We start from the raw sequence: 20,934 nt of genomic DNA on the forward strand, positions 1-20,934 counted from the left end.
CGCCCAGATGTCCGCACGCACTGGTCTGTCCGTGGTGCTCGCCGGCGGCGGGACCGCCGGGCACATCAGTCCCCTCCTCGCGATCGCGCGCGCAGTGGCGGAAGCCGCTCCCGACGCGAGGCTCCTCGCCGTCGGCACGGCGACGGGCATGGAGACCCGGCTCGTGCCGGCCGCCGGGCTCGAACTCGCGACGATCGACCGCGTGCCCCTGCCCCGCAGGCCCACGCTCGACCTCGTCCGGCTCCCTGGGCGCCTCGCCCGTGCCGTGCGCCAGGCCGAGTCTGTCCTCGAGCGCGCGCAGGCGGATGTCCTCGTCGGCGTCGGCGGGTACGTCTGCACGCCGATGTACCTCGCTGCGCGGCGCAGGCGCGTGCCCATCGTCATCCACGAGGCGAACACGCGCCCGGGCCTCGCGAACCGCGTCGGTGCCCTCTTCACCCGGTGGGTCGGCAAGGCGTTCGAGGCAACGAAGCTGCGCCACGCGCGGCTCGTCGGGATGCCGATGCGCCGCGAGGTCTCCGCGCTCGACCGCGCGGCTGCGCGCCCGGCCGCTCGGAAGGCCCTCGGCCTCGACCCGGACAGGCCCACCCTCGTCGTGACAGGCGGGTCCTCGGGCGCGGCGAGCATCAACGCGACCCTCGGGGCCTCGCTTGGGGCGCTCGCCGCTGCCGGAGTCCAGACCCTGCACATCACCGGGCGCGGAAAGGCCGTCACCGGCGGCGACGGCAAGCTTCTGGAGGCACCCGGCTACCACCAGGTCGAGTACGTCGACGGCATGGAGAGCGCGTACGCCGCCGCCGACCTGATCCTGTGCCGTTCGGGAGCGGGAACCGTGTGCGAGGTCGCGGCGGTCGGCCTGCCGGCGGTCTTCGTCCCGCTGCCGATCGGCAACGGCGAGCAGGCGCTCAACGCCCGAGGCCTGGTCGAGGCAGGAGCCGCGCTCCTGGTCCGCGACGCGGAGCTGACGCCGGAGTGGCTCGCCCGTGAGGTCCTGCCGCTCCTGGGCGACCCGGGCAGGCTCGACGAGATGGCCCGGCGGGCCCAGGCGCTCGGGGTAAGGGACGCTGACAGGACGATGGCACAGATGGTGATGGAGGCGGCGCGCGGATGAGCGGCACGAACACGGAACAGGGCGCGGGGGCCACCGGCCTCGACGCGCTGGGCAGGGTCCACTTCGTCGGCATCGGCGGTGTCGGGATGTCGGCCGTCGCCCGTGTCATGATCGCCCGGGGCGTTGCGGTGAGCGGGTCGGACGCGAAGGACCTGCCGGTCATGGCGGACCTTGCCGGCCTCGGCGCACGGGTGGCCGTGGGGTACGGCGCCGAGAACGTGGGCGACGCCGAGACGGTCGTCGCCGGCTCGGCGATCCGTCCGGACAACCCCGAACTCCTCGCAGCCCGGGCCCGCGGCCTTCGGATCCTGCACCGCTCCGAGGCGCTCGCCGCCGCGATGGAGGGCAGCCGTGTCGTCGCCGTCGCGGGCACGCACGGGAAGACGACGACGACTTCCATGACCACCTGGATGCTCCGTGGGGCGGGCCTCGACCCGAGCTTCGCGATCGGGGCCAACATCCCCGCGCTCGGCGTGAACGCCGCGTCCGGGGAGACGGACATCTTCGTCGCCGAGGCCGACGAGTCGGACGAGTCCTTCCTGAACTACCGGCCGCTGATCGAGATCGTGACCAACGTAGAGGCCGACCACCTCGACCACTACGGGACGGCCGAGGCCGTCCACGGGGCCTTCGATGCCTTCGCGGCGCTCCTGCCCGCGGACGGTGCGCTCCTGGCGTGCGCGGACGACGCCGGCGCCCGCGCCCTCGCCGAGCGTCTCCGGTCTGCCCCGGACGCCCCGCGGGTCCTGCTGTACGGTACGGCACCCGACTCCGATGTCCGGGTCCGCTTCGACCCGGCCGGCTCCGTGGTCGACTTCGCCGGAGCCACCCATGCGCTTCCCCTGACCGTCCCGGGACTCCACAACGCCCTGAACGCGGCCGGTGCCTTCGCGGCGGCGGTGATCCTGGGCGCGGATGCCGGAAAGGCCGCCGACTCCCTGGCCGGCTTCAGCGGAGCAGCGCGGCGCTTCGAGTTCAAGGGCGAGGAGGGCGGGGTGCGCGTCTTCGACGACTACGCCCACCACCCCACAGAGGTGCGCGCCGCGCTCGCGGCAGCCCGCGCCGTCGCCGGAGGACACGGGGTGCACGTCCTCTTCCAGCCCCACCTGTTCTCCCGGACCCGAGAGTTCGCGGCACAGTTCGCCGAGGCGCTCTCGGCCGCGGACACCGTGCGCGTGCTCGACATCTACCCGGCGCGCGAGGACCCCATCCCGGGGGTCACGAGCGAGCTCGTGACCTCGAAGCTTCCCGAGGGCTCGTACGCGTCCGATGCCGGCCGGGCCGCCGCGGAGCTCGCGGGCCTGGCCGCGGCAGGGGACATCATCCTCACCGTCGGCGCCGGCGACGTGACGGCCCAGGGCGAGGTCCTGCTCGCGGCGCTGCGGGAGAAGGACAGCCGTGCCCGGTAGCGGCCGGATCCCGCGCGTTCCGCGGGTCGCGCGCCCCTCGGCTCCGGCCGAGGGGCAGCAGGGCGACGCCGAGGAGGCCCGTGTGCGGCTGGGCCGCGGCGCCAAGGTGACCGTCCTCGGTGCGGCGGCGCGGGGGAGCGACAACTCCCAGCCGCAGACAGGCGCCGATGCGCCCGGGACGCCGCAGGGCCCTCAGGCGCCGTCCGCGGGAGCGGATTCCCCGAGCGTGCGGAAGGACCGGGAGACGCCGCCGTCGCGCGGACGCCCGCGGTTCCCCGGGCGGGGGAGTGGCACGCCTGCCCGGAAGCCAACCGGCGCGTCTCCGTCTCGGGTCGCACCGCGCGAGCCAGCACGCGACGATGCGCCGGGAGTGGCGGGATCCACTGCGGACGTCCTCGCGTTCCCGGAGCCGCCGCGCCGGCGCCGACGGCGGCGGGCGCTGATCGCGGCGGCCGTCGCGGTGGTGCTCGTGGCCGGTCTCATGGCGCTCGTGCTGTTCACGCCGCTCATCGCGGTGCGTTCGGTGGTCGTCCAGGGCACGCATCTGCTCTCGGTCCAGCAGGTGGAAGCGGCCCTGGCGCCGGTCATGGGGCGGCCGCTGGCGCAGGTCGGCGACGACCAGGTGCGCTCGCTCGTCTCCCCGCTCGTGCAGGTCAAGGCCGTCTCGGCGCGGGCCGTGCCGCCGGACACGCTCGTCGTCACGGTCACCGAGCGCGTGCCGGTGGCGCTGGTGAAGAGCGAGGGCAAGCTGCTCGTCGTCGACGGCGACGGCGTGGTCCTGGGGGAGGCATCGGAGACTGCCCAGTATCCCGTGCCCGTGATCGACGGCGCTGCGATGCCTCTCGGCCAGGAGGTGTTCAAGGCCGTCACCGCCGTCCTGGCCGCACTGCCCGCGGACGTCCTCGGCCAGTTGGCGACCGCGACCGCGCAGTCGGTAGACTCGGTCGAGCTGCGGCTCACGGACGGCCGCAGCGTCGTGTGGGGGAATGCCCAGGAGCGGGAGCTCAAGGCGAGGGTCCTCGCGGCCCTCATGAAGGCCGCCGAGAACCCGCAGAAGGGCCAGGCCCCTGCTCGGGTCTTCGATGTGAGCGCGCCCCGCCACCCGGTGACGCGTTGACGCGCGGGCCTCACAGACCGGCGGATTGCCGCGACACACCATCACGGTCGTTGCGCGGTCTGAACGCGACCCATACCGTCGAGGGCAGAAGCTACTTGACATAACATTAACCTTCAAGTGGAGGGTTAAGGTTAGGCTCCCGGCTTCTCGCATACAGCAGGCTTCGAACAAGGGACACTCAACGTGGCAGCACCGCAGAACTACTTGGCCGTCATCAAGGTCGTCGGCATCGGCGGCGGTGGCGTGAACGCAGTCAACCGCATGATCGAAGTCGGTCTGCGAGGGGTCGAATTCATCGCCATCAACACGGACGCCCAGGCGCTGCTCATGAGCGACGCGGACGTCAAGCTCGACGTCGGGCGTGAGCTCACGCGTGGCCTCGGCGCGGGTGCAAACCCCGAGGTCGGGCGCCAGGCGGCAGAGGACCACGCGGACGAGATCGAAGAGGTCCTGCGCGGGGCCGACATGGTCTTCGTCACCGCTGGCGAGGGCGGCGGCACCGGCACCGGCGGTGCGCCCGTCGTCGCCCGGATCGCCCGTTCGCTCGGCGCGCTCACCATCGGCGTCGTGACCCGCCCGTTCACGTTCGAGGGCCGCCGCCGCGCGACCTCGGCGGAGAACGGCATCGAGGCGCTGCGCGACGAGGTCGACACCCTCATCGTCATCCCGAACGACAGGCTGCTCTCGATCAGCGACCGCAACGTCTCCGTGCTCGACGCCTTCCGCTCCGCGGACCAGGTCCTGCTCTCCGGTGTCCAGGGCATTACGGACCTCATCACGACCCCCGGCCTCATCAACCTCGACTTCGCGGACGTCAAGTCCGTCATGCAGGGCGCGGGCTCCGCGCTCATGGGCATCGGCTCGGCGCGCGGAGAGGACCGCGCCGTCAAGGCCGCCGAGCTCGCCATCGCCTCCCCGCTCCTCGAGGCCTCGATCGACGGCGCCCACGGCGTCCTGCTGTCCATCCAGGGCGGCAGCGACCTCGGCCTCTTCGAGATCAACGAGGCCGCGCGCCTCGTCCAGGAGGTCGCCCACCCCGAGGCCAACATCATCTTCGGTGCGGTGATCGACGACGCGCTCGGAGACGAGGCCCGCGTCACGGTGATCGCGGCGGGCTTCGACGATGTCAGGGCGACCTCGCCGTCGCTCGAGGACGTCAAGTCAGCGCAGGCGCAGGCGTCCCAGCCCGCCGCAGCGCCCCAGCAGCCGGCTGGCCCGTCGGCCGTGCCTGCCGCCCCCGTGTCTGCCCCGCGCTCGTCCCAGCCTGCCCCCGCGCATGCCGGCCTGAGCCAGTGGAGCCAGGGCCGCACCGGCATCCCCGCCGACACGGGCTTCGACGTCGAGCTCCCCGCCGTGGTTGAGCCGGACCTGTCCGGGGCACGGAACGACGACCTCGACGTGCCCGACTTCCTCAAGTGAACAGCAGCACGGCCGAGTCTCCGTCTGCACTGGGGCTCTTCTGGTGGCGCCGGGACATCCGTCCCGGCGTCACCGCCGCGTTCACCCGCGTGGAGGCGGGGAACCTCGCCTTCCATGTGGGCTCGGACGACGGCGCCGTGGCCCGCCACCGGGCGGCGCTCGCGCAGGAGGCCGGGGTCGGGTCCTTCCAGTACATGAGCCAGGTGCACGGGGCCGAAGCCGTGTGGGCCGGGGAAGAGCCCGCCCCCACGGCGGACGCGCTCCTGTCGCGCGGCGAGCCGCTGGCGGTGATGGTGGCGGACTGCGTCCCGATCGTGGTCGCCGGGTCGTTCGACGACGGGACCCCGGCGCTGGCCGCCGTGCACGCAGGGCGCCCCGGCCTTGTCGCCGGCGTGGTCCCTTCCGCTGTCAGCCGCCTGAGGGACGCTGGCGCACGGGACCTCGAGGCCTGGATCGGCCCGAGCATCTGCGGCGCATGCTACGAAGTGCCCGAGGCGATGCGCTCCGACGTGGACGCCGTGGTGCCCGGGACCGCGGCGGAGACGCGCTGGGGGACCGCGGCGCTCGACCTGCCCACCGGCGTCGTGCGCCAGCTCCGTGCGGCCGAGGTGCCGGTGCACACCGAGGCGTGGGCCTGCACCTACGAGCACGACGAGCTGTTCTCCCACCGCCGGGCTCCAGGCGTGGGTCGTTTTGCTGGCCTCGTGTGGACCCATGACTGAGGAGCCCGGGACCGAGGCGAGGCGCCGTCAGCTTGCGGGCAGTCTGGAGCGCGTCCGCGAACGCATCCGCCGTGCGACCGAGGCCGCGGGAAGAGACTCCGAGCCGGCGCTCATCGTCGTGACGAAGTTCCATCCCGCATCCGACGTCCGCCTGCTTGCCGAGCTCGGGGTCCGTGACGTCGGCGAGAACCGGGACCAGGAAGCCGCTGCGAAGGCTGCCGAGCTCAAGGAACTGCCGCTCGCCTGGCACTTCATCGGCCAGCTGCAGACGAACAAGGCCAAGAGCGTGGTCCGCTACGCGGATGCGGTGCACTCTGTGGATCGGGCATCGCTGGTGTCAGCCCTCGGGAAGGCCGTGGCCGCCTCTGGCCGGAGCCGCGTGCTCGACTGCCTCGTCCAGGTCAACCTCGACCCCCAGGCTGCGCCGGGACGCGGCGGCGCCCTTCCTGGGGAAGTCTCCGGGCTCTCCGACCTTCTGGCGGGGACCGAGGGGCTTCGTCTGGCGGGAGTCATGGCGGTCGCGCCGCTCGGGGAGGACCCAGCTGAGGCGTTCGCCAGGCTGGCGTCGATCGCGGAGCAGATGCAGCGGCGCCATCCCGGCGCGGACATGGTCTCTGCGGGCATGACCCAGGACCTCGAGCAGGCTGTGGCCGCGGGTGCGACACACCTGCGGATTGGCACCGATGTCCTCGGCACGCGACCGCGCGTGCGATAGCTTCAGTAGCGCCGGGACCTTCTGGGCCGAGCGACCCGGCGCTGCGGTGCACCCAGCCCGGCCCGAGGACAGGAGTCGAGATGGCTGGCGCTCTGCGCAAGACGATGATCTACCTCGGTCTGGCGGACGGCGAGGAGCAGTTCGAGACCGAGGCCACCCACGCACGGACGGAAGAGGAACAGCCTGTGCACACCGAGCGCGAAGAACGCCGTCAGGCCCTGGCCACCCGCGAGCCGTCCCCGGCCGAGGTCGAGGAGTACCGGGCGCCCGTGACTCCCATCAAGCGGGCAGCGTCGGTGCGCGAGGACGGCGCCCTGCGGCAGATCACCACGGTCCACCCGCGCTCGTACAATGATGCCAAGGTCATCGGCGAGAGCTTCCGGGAGGGTATCCCCGTGATCATGAACGTCACGGACATGGGCGAGGCGGACGCGAAGCGCCTCGTCGACTTCTCCGCAGGCCTCGTCTTCGGTCTCCACGGAAGCATCGAGCGGGTGACCAACAAGGTGTTCCTCCTGTCGCCGTCCAACGTCGAGGTGCTGGGCGAGGACAAGAAGGTCGCCGACGGCCAGACCACCTTCTTCAACCAGAGCTGAGGGCCTCGATGGGCATCCTGTTCGCACTCCTGTACCTGCTCCTCGAGGTGTTCTTCATCGCACTCGTCAGCAGGCTCGTGTTCGACTGGGTGCAGTCCTTCGCGCGCACGTGGAGGCCGCGCGGCGCGTCGCTTGTCGCGGCAAGCGCGGTCTATTCGGTGACGGATCCGCCGATGAGGCTGTCGCGCCGCTGGTTCAAGCCGCTCCGCATGGGTGCGATGAGCCTCGACCTGGCCTTCATCATCCTCGTGATCGCGGTCGTCATCGCTATGGCGATCGTCAGGAATCTCGCGTAGGTTCGAGGCCAACAGCACCGGCCGGGCCACGCTGTCAACCCCGTAGACGGGCGTCAGGTGGAGCGGCGGGTAACAAATTCGATACGGTAGACACGGTGGCGGTAGCTGCCTGACTGACTAGACCAATGAGGTGAGCAGATGGCTCTGACGCCAGAAGACGTTGTCAACAAGCGCTTTCAGCCGACCAAGTTCCGCGAGGGCTACGATCAGGATGAAGTCGACGACTTCCTGGACGAGATTGTCATCGAGCTGCGCCGCCTGAACCAGGAGAACGACGAGCTCCGCAAGAAGGTCGCCGAGCTCACGGGGAAGCAGGGAGGCCCGCAGGCCGCGGAGAAGCCGGTCCAGGCCGCTCCGGTCCGCGAGGAGGCCAAGCCCGAGCCGGTCAAGGAGGTCGCTCCCGCTCCTGGCCCCGCCGCTCCGGCTGCACCGTCCGGTGCTGGCCGCTCGTCGGTGGCCGAGTCCGCCGCAGGCCTGCTCGCCATGGCCCAGCAGATGCACGACAAGCACGTGCAGGACGGTCTCGACCAGCGCGACAAGATCATCGCCGAGGCGCAGATCGAGGCCAGCAGCCTCGTCAACGACGCGCAGGAGAAGTCCCGCAAGACCCTTGGCGCCCTCGAGCAGCAGCGCTCTGTGCTCGAGCGCAAGGTCGAGCAGCTGCGCGGGTTCGAGCGCGACTACCGCTCGCGCCTCAAGGCCTACATCGAGGGCCAGCTCCGCGACCTCGAGGCCCGCGGTTCCGTGGCCGCCTCGGAGATCACCGACAACGCAGAGGTCTGAGCCGCCTCAGCACGCGACGCCGGTGGCTGCCTGGAGCAGCCGCCGGCGTCGTCCTGCCACCGGAAAGAAGCATGGAACCCACCTCTCCCACCCCCGGGCCGGTCACGCCGGCCCGCCGTCGCATCGGGCTTCTCGTCCTCCTCGCGGCGGCCGCCTACGTCCTCGACCAGCTGACGAAGCTGTGGGTGACGGGCACGATGGTCGAGGGCGAGCGGATTCCGGTGCTGCCGCCGCTGCTGCAGTGGTACTACATCCGCAATTCGGGTGCGGCGTTCTCCATCGGCGAGGGCGTCACGTGGGTGTTCACCATCATCATGACCGTGGTGTCTGTGGCCATCGTCGCCTACTCGCGGAAGGTCCGGTCGGCCGGGTGGGCGGTGGGCCTCGGACTCGTGCTGGGCGGCGCTCTGGGCAACCTCACTGATCGGCTCTTCCGTGAGCCGTCCTTCGGCATGGGGCACGTGGTGGACTTCATCTCCCTGCCGAACTTCGCGATCTTCAACCTCGCGGACTCCGCCGTGGTCGTCGGGGTCTCCCTCATCTGCCTCCTGACGCTGCGGGGCATCTCCCCGGACGGCACGCGTGCGGCCAAGAAGGCCGTCACGGACGAGGCCCCGGGTGACGGGCGTGCCTGAGCGCGTCGTCGTCCCGGAGGGACTGTCCGGTGCACGTGCCGACGCCGTGCTCGGAGAGCTGCTCGGGCTCTCGCGCTCCGCGGCGGCAGCCCTGTTGGCGGGCGGCCATGTGGCGCTGCGGGGCAAGGCGGTCGCGAAGTCGACCAAGCTCGCCGCGGGCGACGCGCTCGAGATCGAGCGGCCAGCGGTACGTGATCCCCTGGAAGTGGTGGTGGAGAAGGTGGACGGACTCGACATCCTCATCGACGACGAGGACTTCGTGGTCGTCGACAAGCCCGTGGGCGTCGCCGCGCACCCTTCACCCGGCTGGGTGGGCCCCACCGTCGTCGGCGGCCTCGCCGGTGCCGGCTTCCGCATCTCGACCTCGGGGGCCCCCGAACGCGCGGGGATCGTCCACCGGCTCGACGTCGGGACCTCCGGCGCGATGGTCGTGGCCAAGACCGAGCATGCCTACACCGTGCTGAAGCAGGCATTCAAGGACCGCACCGTCGAGAAGGTCTACCACGCGGTCGTGCAGGGCATGCCTGACCCGCTCGAGGGCACCATCGATGCTCCCATCGGCCGGCACCCGGGCTACGACTGGCGCTTCGCGGTGGTCGAGGACGGGCGCCCGTCTGTCACCCACTACGAGGTCATCGAGGCGTTCGGGCGGGCCAGCCTCGTGGAGATCCACCTCGAGACAGGCCGGACTCACCAGATCCGTGTGCACTTCGCCGCCCTGCACCATCCATGCGCGGGTGACCTGACGTACGGCGCGGACCCGCGCCTCGCCGCCGACCTGGGCCTCACGCGCCAGTGGCTGCACGCGTATCGGCTCGCGTTCGCGCACCCGCGCACCGGCGAGCGCGTCGAGGCAGTGAGCCCCTATCCCGTGGACCTCCAGTACGCGCTCGAGACGCTGCGCGGAGGCCGCGTCTAGCGCTTCGCGGCCCGTTGACCCGGCCCACCTCGCGCCCTACTCTCTGGGCAGGACCGGCCATTCCGGGGCGGAGGAGCCATGGACGCGAGGGAGCAGAGCCGTCGGAAGGCGGCGGTCGTGGCGATTGCCGGCGGCGTGGTGTGGGGGATCGGCATCAGTCCCGTTCCCAGGGTGTACACCGAGCCGGACGCGGAACGGCGGCTCGCGCTCCTCAGCGCCGGCCGCCGCTCCTGGACAGTGGGGGAGCACCTCGCTGCCGCGGGTACCGCGGCCGTCCCCGCAGCCTTCGCGCGTCTGGCGCAGTCCCTGCCGCAGGGCCGCGCGAAGACACTGGCCGCAGTCGCCGCGGGCGCGCTGACGGCGGGAGCGCCGTTCTTCGTGTGGGAGCTCGCTGTGCGCACCGCGGACATCGAGCGATTCGCCTACCGCCGCATGCCGGCCTGGCCGTTCGCGACGTACGCGTGGCTCCATGTGGCCGCATTGGCCTCTCTGGCCGGCGCCCTCGCCACCCTGCCGGGCCACGGGACCGAGGCCGCCGTCGTCGGGCTGGTCGGCCTCGTGAGCGCCGGCGCGCTCGTGAAGACCGGGGACATGGTGCCCGCGGTGTTCTACCTGGGGGAGCAGGTCGCCGCGGCAAGCTTCGCCCGGCGCACGGTGCGCTGAGCGCACGACGGCGCGTCCCCGCCGTCGTGCCTCAGCGAACCCCGGCGGGGCGGCGCCTACACTGGTTCGGTGACATCCAGCGGTTCGTTCGTCCATCTCCACACCCATACCGAGTACTCGATGCTCGACGGCGCCGCGAAGCTCGGCGAGCTGTTCGCGGAGACGAACCGGCTCGAGATGCCCGCCCTGGCGATCACCGACCACGGCTACCTGTTCGGCGCCCACGACTTCTGGCAGAAGGCGACCAACGCCGGCGTCAAGCCGATCATCGGCGTCGAGGCGTATGTCGCCCCGGGGACCCACCGCACCGACAAGGGGCGCGTGCGCTGGGGCGACGAGTCGCAGCGGTCCGACGACGTGTCGGGCGGCGGCGCGTACACCCACATGACGCTCCTGAGCTACAACAACACGGGCATGAGGAACCTGTTCCGTGCCTCCTCCCTCGCCTCGCTCGACTCGGTGTTCGGCAAGTGGCCCCGGCTGGACCGCGAACTGCTGAGCACGTATTCCGAGGGCCTCATCGCGACGACGGGCTGCCCCTCCGGCGAGGTCCAGACCCGGCTGCGCCTCGGCCAGTACCGCGAGGCGCTTGAGGCCGCTGCGGAGTTCCGCGACATCTTCGGGGCGGAGAACTACTTCTGCGAGCTCATGGACCACGGCCTGAGCATCGAGACGCGGATCCGTGAGGACCTCCTGCGCCTCGCCAAGCAGCTCAACCTCCCGCTCGTCGCCACGAACGACCTCCACTACACCCACGAGCACGATGCCAAGGCGCACGAGGCCCTCCTCGCGATCCAGTCCGGCTCCACGCTGCTCGAGCCGAGCTACGACAACGGCGGCTCGCGGTTCGCCTTCTCGGGCACCGGCTACTACCTGAAGTCGCCCCAGGAGATGCGCGAGCTGTTCCGCGACGTCCCGGAGGCCTGCGACAACACCCTGCTGATCGCCGAACGCTGCGACGTGTCCTTCACGAAGGACAACTTCATGCCCCGCTTCCCCTGCCCGCCGGGCGAGGACGAGGACTCCTGGCTGGTCAAGGAGGTCGAGGGCGGGCTCCGCTACCGCTACCCGAACGGCGTCCCCGACGACGTGCGCAAGCAGGCTGACTACGAGCTCGGCATCATCAGCTCGATGGGCTTCTCCGGCTACTTCCTCGTGGTTGCCGACTTCATCAACTGGGCCAAGGACAACGGCATCCGCGTGGGGCCAGGCCGCGGTTCCGGCGCAGGCTCGATGGTCGCGTACGCAATGCGCATCACCGACCTCGACCCCCTGCGCCACGGCCTGATCTTCGAGCGCTTCCTCAACCCGGACCGCGTGTCCATGCCCGACTTCGACGTCGACTTCGACGACCGCCGCCGCTCGGAGGTCATCGACTACGTCACGCGCAAGTACGGCGACGACCGCGTGTCGATGATCGTCACGTACGGCACGATCAAGACCAAGCAGGCGCTGAAGGACTCCGCCCGCGTGCTGGGCTACCCGTTCTCCATGGGCGAGACCCTGACCAAGGCCCTCCCGCCGGCCGTCATGGCCAAGGACATCCCGCTCGCGGACATCTACAACACCAAGGCAAAGCGCTACGGGGAGGCCGGCGACTTCCGGCAGCTGCTCGAGACGGACCCCGAGGCTCGCAAGGTCTTCGACACCGCGATCGGGCTCGAGGGCCTGAAGCGCCAGTGGGGCGTGCACGCGGCCGGGGTGATCATGTCCTCGGAGCCGATCATCGACGTCGTCCCGATCATGCGCCGCATCCAGGACGGCCAGGTCATCACGCAGTTCGACTACCCGACCTGTGAGGGCCTCGGCCTGATCAAGATGGACTTCCTCGGCCTGAGGAACCTCACGATCATCTCGGACGCGATCGAGAACATCAAGCGGAACCGGGGCGTCGACCTCGACCTCGAGCGGCTCGAGCTCGACGACGCGGCCTCGTACGAGCTCCTCGCGCGCGGCGACACGCTCGGGGTCTTCCAGCTCGACGGCGGCCCGATGCGCTCGCTGCTCAAGCTCATGAAGCCGGACAACTTCGAGGACATCTCGGCCGTCCTGGCGCTCTACCGGCCCGGCCCCATGGGTGCGAACGCCCATACCGACTATGCGCTGCGCAAGAACGGGATCCAGGAGGTCATCCCGATCCACCCCGAGCTCGAAGAGCCCCTCAAGGACATCCTCGGCGGCACGTTCGGCCTGATCGTGTACCAGGAGCAGGTCATGGCGGTCGCGCAGAAGCTCGCCGGCTACTCGCTCGGACAGGCGGACATCCTCCGCCGCGCCATGGGCAAGAAGAAGAAGGAGGAGCTCGACAAGCAGTTCGCGGGCTTCTCCCAGGGCATGCAGGACAACGGCTATTCCATGGAGGCCGTCAAGACCCTCTGGGACATCCTCCTGCCCTTCTCCGACTACGCCTTCAACAAGGCCCACTCCGCGGCCTACGGAGTCGTGTCCTACTGGACCGCCTACCTCAAGGCGCACTACCCCGCCGAGTACATGGCCGCCCTGCTGACCTCGGTCGGCGACGACAAGGACAAGTCGGCGATCTACCTCAACGAATGCCGCCGCATGGGGATCACCGTCCTGCCGCCGGACGTGAACGAGTCCGAGCTGACCTTCACCCCGGTAGGCGACGACATCCGCTTCGGCATGGGTGCGATCCGCAACGTCGGGGCGAACGTGGTCAAGGCGATGGTCGAGACGCGTCAGGAGAAGGGCGCCTACACCTCCTTCGCGGACTTCCTCCAGAAGGTCCCCGCCGTCGTGTGCAACAAGCGCACGATCGAATCGCTCGTCAAGGCCGGCGCCTTCGACTCCCTCGGTGCCACCCGGCGGGCGCTCGCCCTCGTCCACGAGGAGGCGATCGACGCCGTCATCACCCTCAAGCGCAACGAGGCGAACAACCAGTTCGACCTCTTCAGCGCCTTCGGGGACGACGCTCCCCAAGCCGGCCTGGCGGTCGAGGTGCCAGACCTTCCCGAGTGGGAGAAGAAGGACAAGCTCGGCTTCGAACGGGAGATGCTGGGCCTGTACGTGTCCGACCACCCGCTCCAAGGGCTCGAGGGCGTGCTCGGCGCGAGCGCCGAGGTGGACATCTCGACCCTCATCGCCGACGACGGCCCGTCCGACGGCACCATCGTCACCATCGCCGGGATGATCACCTCGCTGAGCCGCCGCATCTCCAAGTCGAGCGGCAACCCCTACGCCCGGGCCGAGGTCGAGGACCTGGGTGCCTCGATCGAGGTCATGTTCTTCGGCCAGGTCTACGGCCCGATTGCTGCGGTCCTCGCCGAGGACCTCATCGTGGTCATCAAGGGTCGTCTCCAGCGCCGGGACGACGGCACGGTGACCCTCAGCGCCATGGAGCTGAGCATCCCGGACCTCTCCAGCGCCGAGGGCGGTCCGGTCGACATCCGGATCCTCGAGCACCGCGCGAGTGAGGAGCGGATCGGGCAGCTCGGCGAGATCCTGCGCGGGCACCACGGCAATTCCGAGGTTCGGCTCCACATCCGGGAACGGGACAAGGTCGCCGTCATGAGCCTCCCGCACCATCTCCGGGTCAACCCCAACCCCGCCCTGTTCGGCGACCTCAAGGTTCTCCTCGGACCCGCGTGCCTCGATGCCTGAGGCCGTGGTGACCGGGAACGACGCGGCTGCTGGCGGGGCGGGTGAACCGACGACGGCGTCGCTCGCCCGCTGGTCGCTCCTTCCCGCCGCGGCGGGGCCCGTGCTCGGGACCGTGTGGTGGCTCGCCGCGCCCGGCGGGCGGCTCTACGGAGAGGGGAGCAACTACCGCACCTGGGACGAGCGCGACCTCGTGTTCGCCGCCCTCGGCGCCCTCGCCGGCGTCGTGCTCGCCGTCCTCCTCTCGCTCAGCCGCCGGCGTCCGGGCCTGCCGGCGCGGGGCCTCGCCGCACTGGCCGGCAGCGTCGTTGGAAGCGCCCTCATGTGGGGAACAGGCCTCCTGCTGGGACGGATCGGCGGTGCGCGCGGTGTGGATCCCCGGCTGGCCGAGTCGGCCTTCGGGCTGCAGTCCCTCAGTGCGATCGCCGTCTGGCCCGCGATCGCGGCGCTGAGCGTCCTCGCACTCACGACCCTGTGGTGGGTTCCACCCCACCGACCCGGCAGCCATCCGGCAGAGAGCCCGGAGGACGACGACGGGAGCAGCGGCGCGAGCGGCCAAGGTGCCGCCGCGTAGACTGGACGGGTGACTTCCGACGCCCCGACCCCGACGTTCCGCACCATCGACCTGCGCGGCCGCAGCCTCGGCCTCGCCGAGCTGCGCGCCGCCGTGCCGCGTCTCGCCGCCGGCGACGGGTCGGGAGTCGAGGACGTGGTGCGGGGCATCATCGCCGACGTCCGCGGCCGCGGCTTCGGCGCGCTCCGAGAGCTCGCCCAGCGATTCGACGGCGTCGAGCAGCGCCACCCGCGGGTACCGGCGGAGGCGCTCACGGCGGCCCTCGAGGGGCTCGACGCCGGAGTGCGCGAGGCGCTCACGGAGTCCATTGCCCGCGCCCGGGCCTTCGCGGAGGCGCAGCGCCCCCAGGATGTGACTGTGCGGCCCGCTGAGGGCGCATCGGTGACGCAGCGGTGGGTCCCCGTGGGCCGCGTGGGCCTCTACGTGCCGGGCGGCCTCGCCGTGTACCCGTCGAGCGTGGTCATGAACGTCGTCCCGGCCCAGGCAGCCGGGGTTCCGTCGATCGCGCTCGCGTCGCCGCCCCAGAAGGACAACGGCGGCCTCCCGCATCCGACGATCCTCGCCGCGGCCGCGCTGCTCGGCATCGAGGAGGTCTATGCGATCGGCGGCGCCCAGACCGTCATCGCCTTCGCCTACGGTGTCCCCGCCGGATCTGACGAGCAGGGAGATCTGGCGCCGATCGAGCCGGTCGACGTCGTGACCGGTCCGGGCAACATCTTTGTCGCGACGGCGAAACGGCTCGTGAAGGGCGTTGTCGGCATCGACGCCGAGGCGGGGCCCACCGAGATCGCGATCCTCGCCGACGCGACCGCGGACCCCTCGCTCGTCGCCGCCGACCTCATCAGCCAGGCCGAGCACGACCCGCGTGCTGGGTCCGTCCTGGTGACCGACTCTGCCGAGCTCGTGGAGCGTGTCCGCGGCGAGCTCGCCGCGCAGACCTCCCGGACCAAGCACCGCGACCGGGTGCTCACGGCGCTGGCCGGGGAGCAGTCCGGGGCCGTGCTGGTCGACAGCCTCGGCGCCGGCATCGCGGTGTGCGACGCCTACGCCGCTGAGCACCTCGAGATCATGACGGCGGACGCCCCGGCAGTCGCCGCCCGGATCCGCAACGCGGGCGCGATCTTCGTGGGCAACTACAGTCCGGTGAGCCTGGGCGACTACTGCGCCGGGTCGAACCACGTCCTCCCCACCAGCGGGACCGCGGCCTTCTCGTCCGGCCTGAACGTCGCGACGTTCCTGCGCGCCATCCAGGTCGTCGATTACAGCCAGGCCGCCCTCCGAGGAGTCGCCGGGCACATCCGGAGCCTCTCCGATGCTGAGGACCTCCCTGCGCACGGCGACGCCGTGGACGTCCGCTTCGCCGGTCGCTGAGGAGGAGGACCTGCGCACGGACCGAGTGCGCACTACAAGTAGTGTCAGCAACTACTACATGTAGTGTTACAGGCTTGTGGTTCCCGACACGTTCTCAGTACACTTGACGGGTGTACTGCCCGTTCTGCCGTAATCCCGACTCACGCGTCGTCGACAGCCGCATCCAGGACGACGGGGCTGCCATTCGGCGCCGACGCCAGTGTCCCGAGTGCGGCCGCCGGTTCACGACCCTCGAGACGACGAGCCTGACCGTCATCAAGCGCTCAGGCGCGGGGGAGCCCTTCAGCCGCTCCAAGGTCATCAACGGAGTGCGCAAGGCGTGTCAGGGCCGTCCGGTGACCGACGACGACCTCGCGCTCCTTGCCCAGGAGGTCGAGGAGGCAATCCGCGCCGCCGGCTCTGCGGAGATCCAGGCCAACGAGATCGGGCTCGCCATCCTCGGGCCCCTCAAGCGGCTGGACCAGGTTGCGTACCTCCGCTTCGCGAGCGTCTACCAGGACTTCGAGTCCCTCGAGGACTTCGAGTCGGCGATCAGCGTGCTCCGCGCGGAGCAGGCCAAGGCCGCGGGGGCCTGACACCGCTGCGCCCCCGTCGCCCCGCCCCCACTACCCGAGCACGACGCGGAGGGGCCCGGACAGCGCGTCCGGGCCCCTCGGCGTCGTGCGTGGGTTGTCTGGTCTGAGGGCTACTTCGCGAAACCGTGGTCGATCGCGACCTGGAGCGCGGCGCCCACGATCCCGGCCTCGTTCTTGAGCTTCGCGGGAACGATCGGCGTGCGCAGCTTGAGCCGCGGGAGGTACTCGTCCGCGCGCTTCGAGATGCCGCCGCCCACGATGAACAGCTCGGGGGAGAAGAGGAACTCGACGTGGGAGAAGTAGCGCTGGAGGAGCACTGAGTACTCCTCCCAGCTGAGCCCGTCGCGCTCCCGCGCCACCGCGGAAGCCTTCGTCTCGGCGTCGAAGCTGTCGATCTCGAGGTGGCCGAGTTCGGCGTTAGGCACGAGCCGGCCGTCGAAGACGAACGCCGAGCCGATCCCGGTGCCGAGCGTGATGACGAGGACCGTCCCGCCCACGCCCTTGCCGGCGCCGTAGCGGACCTCGGCGAGGCCGGCGGCATCGGCGTCGTTGATCACCTCGACCGGGCGGCCGAGCCGTTCGGTGAAGTGCCTGTCCACCTCGTAGTCGATCCACGACTTGTCCACGTTCGCGGCGGAACGGGCGATGCCGTGCTGGATGATCGCCGGGAAGGTGACGCCCACGGGCGTGTCCTTGGCGGGCGCGCCGTCACGGGCGCTCAGCTCGTCCACGATCAGGGCGACGACGTCGGCCACGGCCTCGGGCGTGGACGGCTTCGGGGTGTCGATCCGGTAGCGGTCGCCGACCAGCTTGCCCTTCTTGAGGTCGACGATGCCGCCCTTGATGCCGGTGCCGCCGATGTCGATGCCGATCATGCGGGTCGACTCCTTGGAGTCCTTCTTCTTCTCGCTCTTGGCCATGCGTGGTGCCTCTCGCGGGTCAGGGGGGATGCCAGGGCCGTGTGAGGCCTAGGGGAGAGTGAGGATCTCGGCGCCGCTCTCGGTGACGACGAGGGTGTGCTCGAACTGGGCGGTGCGCTTCCGGTCCCGGGTGACGACGGTCCAGTCGTCCTCCCACATGTCCCATTCGATCCCGCCGAGGGTCAGCATCGGCTCGATCGTGAAGACCATCCCCGGCTCCATCACCCTGCTGTAGGCGGGTGCGGCGTCGTAGTGCGGGATGATCAGGCCTGTGTGGAAGGCCTCGCCCACGCCGTGCCCGGTGAAGTCCCGCACCACGCCGTAGCCGAAGCGCTTGGCGTAGGAGGAGATGGCACGGCCGATCACATTGATCTCGCGTCCGGGGGCGACGGCCTTGATGGCCCGGCGGAGGGACTCCTGCGTCCGCTCCACGAGCAGCCTCGACTCGTCGTCCACGTTCCCCACGAGGAAGGTGTAGTTGGTGTCGCCGTGGACACCGTCCTTGTAAGCAGTGATGTCGATGTTGATGATGTCGCCGTCGGCGAGGACCGTGGAGTCCGGGATGCCGTGGCAGATGACCTCGTTCAGCGACGTGCACAGCGATTTCGGGAAGCCGCGGTAGCCGAGCGTGGACGGGTAGGCGCCGTGCGCGACGAGGAATTCGTGGCCGACCCTGTCGAGTTCATCGGTCGTGACGCCGGGCCGGATGTGCCGGCCCACCTCGGCGATCGCCTGCGCGGCGATCTTCCCTGCGGCGCGGACACGCTCGATCTTCTCGGGGGAGAGGACGTCGGAACCCTCGAACTTGGCGGGGGCCTTCTTCCATGCGTACTCGGGTCGCGGGATGGACTCCGGGACCGGGCGGACAGGCGTGACCGCCCCGCGGACGAGCGTGCCCACGGGTGCCGTGGCGGGGGAAGAAGGCATAGGGTGAGTGTACTAGGCCGAGTGACGGCCGGGCCGTCAGGAAGGGACTCAGATGGTCGAGTACTGGTACAACGTCGTCACCCACCAGGTCGAGGAAGATGCCCAGAGCGACTGGACGCAGCTCATCGGCCCCTACAAGACCCGCGCGGAGGCCGAGAAGGCCCTCGAGAAGGTGAAGGAGCGCAACCGCGCGTGGGACCCGTCCGACGCCAACGGGGACGGGTGGAGCGACAACGACTGATCAGGCGCCCGGCTGATTAGAAGCTGTGCTCGGGTCCAGGGAACTGGCCCGACCGGACGTCCTCGCGGTAGGCCCGCGCCGCGTCCAGGAGGATGGTGCGCAGGTCCGCGTACTTCTTGACGAACTTCGCCACCCTGACTCCCTCGCCGCCCCTCAGGCCGGCCATGTCCTGCCACACGAGGACCTGCCCTGTCGTGGCGTTGCCCGCACCGATGCCGATGGTCGGCACGGTGAGCGCGGCGTCGACCGCGGCGGCAGTGGCGGCCGGCACCATCTCCATGAGCACACAGAACGCCCCCGCGGACTCCAGGGCCCTCGCGTCCTCGATGAGCCGCTCCGCATCCTCGCCGCGGCCCTGGACACGGTATCCGCCGAGGGCATGCTCGCTCTGCGGCGTGAATCCGATGTGCGCCATGACCGGCACGCCCGCCTGGACCATGGCCCGGACCGTGTCGGCGTAGTACGCGCCGCCCTCCATCTTCACCGCGTGGGCGAGGCCCTCCTTGAGAAAGCGCACGCCGGTCGCCACGGCCTGCTCCGAGGAGACCTCGTAGCTGCCGAAGGGGAGGTCCGCGACGACGAGGGCCCGCTTCGCAGAGGTCGCGACCGCGCGGACGAGCGAGATCATCTCGTCGACCGTGACGGGCAGGGAGGTGGCGTGCCCGTAGACGTTGTTCGCGGCGGAGTCCCCCACGAGCAGCACTTCGATGCCCGCCTCGTCGAAGATCTGCGCCGTGTACTGCTCGTAGGCAGTGAGCATGGCGAACTTCTCTCCGCGTTCCTTGGCCTGAGCGAGGTGGTGGATGCGCACGCGGCCGGCCGGCCTGGGCGAGGCCGGGCCGGTCCCATAGGGAGCAGCCGGCTCGTCCGGGCGCGCCGGCTCAGAAGTCGTGGGGGCCATACCGACGAGACTAGTCGATGCTTCAGTAGAGTGGGGGGAGTGCGGCCCAACGTCGTTAGGAACTGAAGAACCCATGAACCGTCAGCAGGAATTCGTGCTCCGCACCATCGAGGAACGCGACGTCCGATTCGTCCGCCTGTGGTTCACAGACGTGGTCGGCTCCCTCAAGTCCGTCGCGCTCGCCCCGGCCGAGGTCGAGGGTGCGTTCGACGAGGGGCTGGGCTTCGACGGGTCCTCGATCGAGGGCCTGGCCCGCGTCTCCGAATCGGACATGCTCCTCCAGCCTGACCCGTCGACCTTCCAGATCCTCCCGTGGCGCGGCGAGACCGAGCCGACGTCGCGCATGTTTTGCGACATCCTCACGCCCGACGGCGAGCCCTCGCCCGCCGACCCGCGCAACGTCCTCAAGCGCACCCTCGCCAAGGCGGCGGAGATGGGCTTCACCTGCTACACCCACCCCGAGATCGAGTTCTACCTCCTGGAGTCGGATCGGCTCGGACCGGACGGCGCCCCCGTGCCTGTGGACCAGGGCGGGTACTTCGACCACGTTCCCGGCGGGGTCGCCCAGGACTTCCGCCGCACGGTGGTCAACATGCTCGAATCCGTGGGCATCTCCGTCGAGTTCTCCCACCACGAGGGCGGGCCGGGCCAGAACGAGATCGACCTGCGCTACGCCGATGCGCTCCAGACGGCGGACAACATCATGACCTTCCGCACGGTCGTCAAGGAGGTGGCACTCCAGCAGGGTGCCTACGCGACCTTCATGCCCAAGCCCTTCACGTCCCACCCCGGCTCCGGCATGCACACTCATTTCTCGCTCTTCGAGGGCGACTCCAACGCCTTCCATGAGCCCGGGGCCGAGTTCCAGCTGTCCAAGACGGCGCGCCAGTTCATCGCCGGCCTCCTGCGGCACGCGAGCGAGTTCACCGCGGTGACGAACCAGTTCGTCAACTCCTACAAGCGCCTGTGGGGCGGTGGAGAGGCGCCCAGCTACCTCAGCTGGGGCCACAACAACCGTTCGGCGCTCGTGCGCGTGCCCCTGTACAAGCCGGGCAAGGCGCAGAGCGGACGCATCGAGTACCGCGGGATCGACTCGGCGACGAACCCGTACCTCTCTTACGCGGTCCTGCTCGGCGCCGGGCTCAAGGGCATCGAGGAGGGGTACGAGCTCCCGCCGGCGGCCGAGGACGACATCTCCTCGCTCACCACGGCCGAGCGTCGGGTCATGGGGCATTCGCCACTGCCCGCGAGCCTCCACGACGCGATCAACGCGATGGAGGACTCAGAGCTCATGGCCGAGATCCTGGGCGAGCAGGTGTTCGAGTACTTCCTGCGCAACAAGCGCCAGGAGTGGAACGAGTACCGCCTCGAGGTGACGCCCTACGAGCTCTACCGCAACCTCGGGATCCTCTAGGCACCTCC

21 protein-coding genes are annotated in these 20,934 nt (G+C 70.4%); 18 read left to right on the forward strand and 3 right to left on the reverse strand.

What is annotated here, in order from left to right; genetic code table 11:
* The first annotated feature begins 7 nt into the window (after positions 1–7).
* From murG to nrdR, 16 genes are all read left to right on the forward strand, one after another.
* A complete protein-coding gene (gene murG, locus CGQ25_RS06550; protein ID WP_208712348.1) occupies positions 8–1,111 on the forward strand; it encodes an undecaprenyldiphospho-muramoylpentapeptide beta-N-acetylglucosaminyltransferase in 1,104 nt (367 codons plus the stop codon).
* Positions 1,108–2,520 carry a UDP-N-acetylmuramate--L-alanine ligase gene (murC, locus tag CGQ25_RS06555; RefSeq protein ID WP_208712349.1) on the forward strand — a complete coding sequence of 471 codons (1,413 nt, stop codon included), beginning with the start codon at positions 1,108–1,110 and terminating at the stop codon, positions 2,518–2,520. The genes murG and murC overlap by 4 nt, the downstream gene beginning before the upstream one ends.
* A complete protein-coding gene (locus CGQ25_RS06560; protein WP_208712350.1) occupies positions 2,510–3,637 on the forward strand; it encodes a cell division protein FtsQ/DivIB in 1,128 nt (375 codons plus the stop codon). The genes murC and CGQ25_RS06560 overlap by 11 nt, the downstream gene beginning before the upstream one ends.
* A gap of 183 nt (positions 3,638–3,820) precedes the next feature.
* Positions 3,821–5,056: a cell division protein FtsZ gene (ftsZ, locus tag CGQ25_RS06565; RefSeq protein ID WP_208712351.1), complete on the forward strand. Its 1,236-nt coding sequence runs from the start codon at positions 3,821–3,823 to the stop codon at positions 5,054–5,056.
* Positions 5,053–5,778 carry a polyphenol oxidase family protein gene (locus CGQ25_RS06570; protein WP_255405622.1) on the forward strand — a complete coding sequence of 242 codons (726 nt, stop codon included), beginning with the start codon at positions 5,053–5,055 and terminating at the stop codon, positions 5,776–5,778. The genes ftsZ and CGQ25_RS06570 overlap by 4 nt, the downstream gene beginning before the upstream one ends.
* Positions 5,771–6,493, forward strand: a complete 723-nt coding sequence (locus CGQ25_RS06575) for a YggS family pyridoxal phosphate-dependent enzyme (protein WP_208712352.1) — start codon at positions 5,771–5,773, stop codon at positions 6,491–6,493. The genes CGQ25_RS06570 and CGQ25_RS06575 overlap by 8 nt, the downstream gene beginning before the upstream one ends.
* An 80-nt stretch (positions 6,494–6,573) precedes the next feature.
* Complete coding sequence (locus CGQ25_RS06580; RefSeq protein ID WP_208712353.1) at positions 6,574–7,089, forward strand: cell division protein SepF; 516 nt, start codon at positions 6,574–6,576, stop codon at positions 7,087–7,089.
* An 8-nt stretch (positions 7,090–7,097) separates the two neighbouring features.
* Positions 7,098–7,385 carry a YggT family protein gene (locus tag CGQ25_RS06585; protein WP_208712354.1) on the forward strand — a complete coding sequence of 96 codons (288 nt, stop codon included), beginning with the start codon at positions 7,098–7,100 and terminating at the stop codon, positions 7,383–7,385.
* 138 nt (positions 7,386–7,523) lie between these two features.
* On the forward strand, positions 7,524–8,168 hold the full coding sequence (locus CGQ25_RS06590; protein ID WP_208712355.1) for a DivIVA domain-containing protein: 645 nt from the start codon (positions 7,524–7,526) through the stop codon (positions 8,166–8,168).
* Positions 8,169–8,239: 71 nt separating this feature from the next.
* Positions 8,240–8,803, forward strand: a complete 564-nt coding sequence (lspA, locus tag CGQ25_RS06595; protein WP_208712356.1) for a signal peptidase II — start codon at positions 8,240–8,242, stop codon at positions 8,801–8,803.
* Positions 8,796–9,722 carry an RluA family pseudouridine synthase gene (locus CGQ25_RS06600; RefSeq protein ID WP_208712357.1) on the forward strand — a complete coding sequence of 309 codons (927 nt, stop codon included), beginning with the start codon at positions 8,796–8,798 and terminating at the stop codon, positions 9,720–9,722. Before lspA ends, CGQ25_RS06600 begins: the two co-directional genes overlap by 8 nt.
* Before the next feature lie 78 nt (positions 9,723–9,800).
* Positions 9,801–10,385: a hypothetical protein gene (locus CGQ25_RS06605; RefSeq protein WP_208712358.1), complete on the forward strand. Its 585-nt coding sequence runs from the start codon at positions 9,801–9,803 to the stop codon at positions 10,383–10,385.
* 69 nt (positions 10,386–10,454) lie between these two features.
* The gene (gene dnaE, locus CGQ25_RS06610) at positions 10,455–14,006 is read left to right on the forward strand and encodes a DNA polymerase III subunit alpha (protein ID WP_255405623.1); all 3,552 of its coding nucleotides are present in this window, start codon (positions 10,455–10,457) and stop codon (positions 14,004–14,006) included.
* Positions 13,999–14,577 carry a hypothetical protein gene (locus CGQ25_RS06615; protein WP_208712359.1) on the forward strand — a complete coding sequence of 193 codons (579 nt, stop codon included), beginning with the start codon at positions 13,999–14,001 and terminating at the stop codon, positions 14,575–14,577. The genes dnaE and CGQ25_RS06615 overlap by 8 nt, the downstream gene beginning before the upstream one ends.
* Before the next feature lie 9 nt (positions 14,578–14,586).
* The gene (hisD, locus tag CGQ25_RS06620; RefSeq protein ID WP_208712360.1) at positions 14,587–15,948 is read left to right on the forward strand and encodes a histidinol dehydrogenase; all 1,362 of its coding nucleotides are present in this window, start codon (positions 14,587–14,589) and stop codon (positions 15,946–15,948) included.
* Positions 15,949–16,058: 110 nt separating this feature from the next.
* Positions 16,059–16,523, forward strand: a complete 465-nt coding sequence (nrdR, locus tag CGQ25_RS06625) for a transcriptional regulator NrdR (RefSeq protein WP_208712361.1) — start codon at positions 16,059–16,061, stop codon at positions 16,521–16,523.
* A gap of 110 nt (positions 16,524–16,633) precedes the next feature.
* On the opposite strand, the gene ppgK is transcribed toward nrdR, so the two are convergent.
* Positions 16,634–17,443, reverse strand: coding sequence for a polyphosphate--glucose phosphotransferase (gene ppgK / locus CGQ25_RS06630; protein WP_208712362.1), 810 nt, complete (start codon positions 17,441–17,443; stop codon positions 16,634–16,636).
* Between the two features lie 48 nt (positions 17,444–17,491).
* Positions 17,492–18,370, reverse strand: a complete 879-nt coding sequence (gene map / locus CGQ25_RS06635) for a type I methionyl aminopeptidase (RefSeq protein WP_208712363.1) — start codon at positions 18,368–18,370, stop codon at positions 17,492–17,494.
* A 52-nt stretch (positions 18,371–18,422) separates the two neighbouring features.
* On the opposite strand from map, the gene CGQ25_RS06640 reads away from it, so the two are divergent.
* Positions 18,423–18,611 carry an SPOR domain-containing protein gene (locus tag CGQ25_RS06640; RefSeq protein ID WP_208712364.1) on the forward strand — a complete coding sequence of 63 codons (189 nt, stop codon included), beginning with the start codon at positions 18,423–18,425 and terminating at the stop codon, positions 18,609–18,611.
* 16 nt (positions 18,612–18,627) lie between these two features.
* Here the strand turns inward: CGQ25_RS06640 and panB are convergent, their stop codons facing one another.
* Complete coding sequence (panB, locus tag CGQ25_RS06645) at positions 18,628–19,512, reverse strand: 3-methyl-2-oxobutanoate hydroxymethyltransferase (protein ID WP_208712365.1); 885 nt, start codon at positions 19,510–19,512, stop codon at positions 18,628–18,630.
* A gap of 73 nt (positions 19,513–19,585) precedes the next feature.
* On the opposite strand from panB, the gene glnA reads away from it, so the two are divergent.
* Entirely contained in the window at positions 19,586–20,926 is a 1,341-nt protein-coding gene (glnA, locus tag CGQ25_RS06650) for a type I glutamate--ammonia ligase (RefSeq protein ID WP_208712366.1), read from the forward strand.
* The last annotated feature ends 8 nt before the right edge of the window (positions 20,927–20,934 follow it).

The sequence above is a fragment of the Sinomonas sp. R1AF57 genome (genome assembly GCF_002224485.1).
In the GTDB taxonomy this organism is placed as follows: domain Bacteria; phylum Actinomycetota; class Actinomycetes; order Actinomycetales; family Micrococcaceae; genus Sinomonas; species Sinomonas flava.